Below are 5,304 nucleotides of genomic sequence, written 5' to 3' on the forward strand. Positions count from 1 at the left end.
AAGATGTCCGGCGGCGTCTTACTCTCCCACACCCTCCCGAGTGCAGTACCATCAGCGCTGGAAGGCTTAGCTTCCGGGTTCGGAATGTAACCGGGCGTTTCCCCTCCGCCATAACCGCCGTAACCCTATCAACAACACAAACAACAACCCCACCCACACGAGGGGAACCTCGTTGTTCGTTTGCTGTGAATCACACAGTGGACGCGTAGCAACTTTGTAGTCAAGTCCTCGGCCTATTAGTACCGGTCAACTGAACCAGTTACCTGGCTTACATCTCCGGCCTATCAACCCAGTCGTCTCACTGGGAGCCTTACCCCCATCACTGGGGTGGGATACCTCATCTCGAAGCAGGCTTCCCGCTTAGATGCTTTCAGCGGTTATCCCTCCCGAACGTAGCCAACCAGCCGTGCCCCTGGCGGGACAACTGGCACACCAGAGGTTCGTCCGTCCCGGTCCTCTCGTACTAGGGACAGCCCTTCTCAAGTATCCTACGCGCACGGCGGATAGGGACCGAACTGTCTCACGACGTTCTAAACCCAGCTCGCGTACCGCTTTAATGGGCGAACAGCCCAACCCTTGGGACCTGCTACAGCCCCAGGATGCGACGAGCCGACATCGAGGTGCCAAACCATCCCGTCGATATGGACTCTTGGGGAAGATCAGCCTGTTATCCCCGGGGTACCTTTTATCCGTTGAGCGACACCGCTTCCACACGCAAGTGCCGGATCACTAGTCCCGACTTTCGTCCCTGCTCGACCCGTCAGTCTCACAGTCAAGCTCCCTTATACACTTACACTCAACACCTGATTGCCAACCAGGCTGAGGGAACCTTTGGGCGCCTCCGTTACATTTTAGGAGGCAACCGCCCCAGTTAAACTACCCACCAGACACTGTCCCTGAACCCGATAAGGGCCCGAAGTTAGATACCCAAACCAACCAGAGTGGTATTTCAAGATTGCCTCCACCCATACTGGCGTATGGACTTCACCGGCTCCCACCTATCCTACACAAGCTAATTCAGATACCAATGTCAAGCTATAGTAAAGGTCCCGGGGTCTTTCCGTCCTGCCGCGCGTAACGAGCATCTTTACTCGTACTGCAATTTCGCCGGGCCTGTGGTTGAGACAGTGGGGAAGTCGTTACGCCATTCGTGCAGGTCGGAACTTACCCGACAAGGAATTTCGCTACCTTAGGATGGTTATAGTTACCACCGCCGTTTACTGGCGCTTAAGTTCTCAGCTTCGCCCCCGAAAGAGCTAACCGGTCCCCTTAACGTTCCAGCACCGGGCAGGCGTCAGTCCATATACATCGAATTACTTCTTCGCATGGACCTGTGTTTTTAGTAAACAGTCGCTTCCCCCTGCTCTCTGCGGCCATACAACGCTCCACCCGCAAAGGGGCTTCACGTCTCCGGCCCCCCTTCTCCCTAAGTTACGGGGGCAATTTGCCGAGTTCCTTAACCACAGTTCACCCGATCGCCTCGGTATTCTCTACCTGACCACCTGTGTCGGTTTAGGGTACGGGCCGCTCGGAACTCGCTAGAGGCTTTTCTCGGCAGCATAGGATCACTGACTTCACCTGAATCGGCTCGGCATCACGTCTCAGCCTTAACGGTGTGCGGATTTGCCTACACACCGGCCTACACGCTTACCCCGGCACAACCACCGGCCGGGCTCAGCTACCTTCCTGCGTCACCCCATCGCTTGACTACTACCCGCCAGGTTCCCACGCTCCCCCACATCAGTCCGAAGACATCAGCAGGTTCGGGTGGTTAGCACAACGAGGTTCATCACGGGCGCTCCTACACGGGTACGGGAATATCAACCCGTTATCCATCGACTACGCCTCTCGGCCTCGCCTTAGGCCCCGACTCACCCAGGGCGGATTAACCTGGCCCTGGAACCCTTGGTCATCCGGCGGAAGGGTTTCTCACCCTTCTTTCGCTACTCATGCCTGCATTCTCACTCGTGCCGCGTCCACAACTGGGTCACCCCGCTGCTTCACCCCCGGCACGACGCTCCCCTACCCATCCACACACCTGCACAACCACCCAAAAGTGATCGCGAAGTTAAAATGTGAATGCCACAGCTTCGGCGGTGTACTTGAGCCCCGCTACATTGTCGGCGCGGAACCACTTGACCAGTGAGCTATTACGCACTCTTTAAAGGATGGCTGCTTCTAAGCCAACCTCCTGGTTGTCTATGCGACCCCACATCCTTTTCCACTTAGCACACGCTTAGGGGCCTTAGCTGGCGATCTGGGCTGTTTCCCTCTCGACTACGAAGCTTATCCCCCGCAGTCTCACTGCCGCGCTCTCACTTACCGGCATTCGGAGTTTGGCTGATTTCAGTAACCTTGTAGGGCCCCTAGACCATCCAGTGCTCTACCTCCGGCAAGAAACACGCGACGCTGCACCTAAATGCATTTCGGGGAGAACCAGCTATCACGGAGTTTGATTGGCCTTTCACCCCTAACCACAGGTCATCCCCCAACTTTTCAACGTTGGTGGGTTCGGCCCTCCACGCGGTCTTACCCACGCTTCAGCCTGCCCATGGCTAGATCACCCCGCTTCGGGTCTAGAACACGCGACTACACGCCCTATTAAGACTCGCTTTCGCTACGGCTACCCCACACGGGTTAACCTCGCCACATGCCACTAACTCGCAGGCTCATTCTTCAAAAGGCACGCCGTCACCCCTAAAGGCTCCGACGGATTGTAGGCGAACGGTTTCAGGTACTATTTCACTCCCCTCCCGGGGTACTTTTCACCATTCCCTCACGGTACTCGTCCGCTATCGGTCACCAGGAAGTATTTAGGCTTACCAGGTGGTCCTGGCAGATTCACGGCAGATTACAGGAGTCCGCCGCTACTCGGGAACACCCACAAGAGAGACCAGCTGCTTTCACCTACCGGACTATCACCGTCTACGGTTGGCTTTCCCACACCATTCAGCTAACAACTGGCTTTATAACTCTCCGGAAGAGTGTCAGCTCTCCCCATGAAGTCCCACAACCCCGACCACGCAACCCCTGACAGGTATCACACGCAACCGGTTTAGCCTCAATCCGCTTTCGCTCGCCACTACTCACGGAATCACTATTGTTTTCTCTTCCTACGGGTACTGAGATGTTTCACTTCCCCGCGTTCCCTCCACACACCCTATGAATTCAGGTGCAGGTGACACCACATGACTGGTGCCAGGTTACCCCATTCGGACACCCTGGGATCACAGCTCGGTTGACAGCTCCCCCAGGCCTATCGCGGCCTCCCACGTCCTTCATCGGCTCCTGGTGCCAAGGCATCCACCGTTCGCCCTTGACAACTTGACCACAAAGATGCTCGCGTCCACTGTGCAATTCTCAACAAACGACCAACCCACAACCCACAACCCCACACCAGCAACCCCCACAACAGGGACCCGGTATGCGAGGCCAGGCCATGCCTGGACAGAGACAACAACCACACAGGTTGTTCCCTCAGGACCCAACAGGATGCTCTACACCCACCACCAGCCGCACCAACCCAAACTTTCCACACCCCCAAAAAAGGGCCGTACTCGCCATGGTCAGCCGTTGCCAGCCGTGAACTCGCCAGTGTCTCCGCCAACGAGCACCCCGCCACCACATCCGGGCAGCGCGGGCTCCTACCCGACCTTCGCCGGGAGGTGCTCCTTAGAAAGGAGGTGATCCAGCCGCACCTTCCGGTACGGCTACCTTGTTACGACTTCGTCCCAATCGCCAGCCCCACCTTCGACCACTCCCTCCCCGAAGGGTTAGGCCATGGGCTTCGGGTGTTGCCGACTTTCGTGACGTGACGGGCGGTGTGTACAAGGCCCGGGAACGTATTCACCGCAGCGTTGCTGATCTGCGATTACTAGCGACTCCGACTTCACGGGGTCGAGTTGCAGACCCCGATCCGAACTGAGACCGGCTTTTTGGGATTCGCTCCACCTCACGGTATCGCAGCCCATTGTACCGGCCATTGTAGCATGCGTGAAGCCCTGGACATAAGGGGCATGATGACTTGACGTCATCCCCACCTTCCTCCGAGTTGACCCCGGCAGTCTTCGATGAGTCCCCGCCATAACGCGCTGGCAACATCGAACAAGGGTTGCGCTCGTTGCGGGACTTAACCCAACATCTCACGACACGAGCTGACGACAGCCATGCACCACCTGTGACCGCCCCCGAAGGACCCCACATCTCTGCAGGTTTTGCGGCCATGTCAAACCCAGGTAAGGTTCTTCGCGTTGCATCGAATTAATCCGCATGCTCCGCCGCTTGTGCGGGCCCCCGTCAATTCCTTTGAGTTTTAGCCTTGCGGCCGTACTCCCCAGGCGGGGCGCTTAATGCGTTAGCTGCGGCACAGAGAACCGGAGAGGCCCCCCACACCTAGCGCCCAACGTTTACAGCGTGGACTACCAGGGTATCTAATCCTGTTCGCTCCCCACGCTTTCGCTCCTCAGCGTCAGTATCGGCCCAGAGACCCGCCTTCGCCACCGGTGTTCCTCCTGATATCTGCGCATTTCACCGCTACACCAGGAATTCCAGTCTCCCCTACCGAACTCTAGCCTGCCCGTATCGGCTGCAAGCCCACAGTTGAGCTGTGGGTTTTCACAGTCGACGCGACAAGCCGCCTACGAGCTCTTTACGCCCAATAAATCCGGACAACGCTCGCGCCCTACGTCTTACCGCGGCTGCTGGCACGTAGTTGGCCGGCGCTTCTTCTGCAGGTACCGTCACTCACGCTTCGTCCCTGCTGAAAGAGGTTTACAACCCGAAGGCCGTCATCCCTCACGCGGCGTCGCTGCATCAGGCTTCCGCCCATTGTGCAATATTCCCCACTGCTGCCTCCCGTAGGAGTCTGGGCCGTGTCTCAGTCCCAGTGTGGCCGGTCGCCCTCTCAGGCCGGCTACCCGTCGTCGCCTTGGTAGGCCATCACCCCACCAACAAGCTGATAGGCCGCGAGCCCATCCCAGGCCGAAAAACTTTCCACCCACCACCATGCAGTGACAGGTAATATCCGGTATTAGCCCCGGTTTCCCGGGGTTATCCCAAAGCCTGAGGCAGGTTACTCACGTGTTACTCACCCGTTCGCCGCTCGAGTACCCCGAAGGGCCTTTCCGCTCGACTTGCATGTGTTAAGCACGCCGCCAGCGTTCGTCCTGAGCCAGGATCAAACTCTCCAACAAAAACTAGAGAATCAAAACCCAGCAACAAAAAACACTTGTCGCCAAATCAAACAAACATTTGGCACTGGCTTATCAAGCACCCTGTTGAGTTCTCAAAGAACAACCACACACC

The 5,304-nt window shown here is 57.3% G+C and carries 3 rRNA genes; all 3 read right to left on the reverse strand.

Annotated elements, in window-relative coordinates:
• Nucleotides 1-5: 5 nt before the first annotated feature.
• Nucleotides 6-122 (reverse strand): 5S ribosomal RNA (gene rrf, locus AAH979_RS42330).
• A 94-nt stretch (nucleotides 123-216) separates the two neighbouring features.
• Nucleotides 217-3,330, reverse strand: a 23S ribosomal RNA gene (locus AAH979_RS42335).
• Between the two features lie 346 nt (nucleotides 3,331-3,676).
• Nucleotides 3,677-5,192, reverse strand: a 16S ribosomal RNA gene (locus AAH979_RS42340).
• Together the 16S, 23S and 5S rRNA genes form the textbook arrangement of a ribosomal RNA operon.
• Nucleotides 5,193-5,304: the final 112 nt, after the last annotated feature.

The sequence above is a fragment of the Plantactinospora sp. ZYX-F-223 genome (assembly GCF_039649625.1).
Taxonomy (GTDB): domain Bacteria; phylum Actinomycetota; class Actinomycetes; order Mycobacteriales; family Micromonosporaceae; genus Plantactinospora.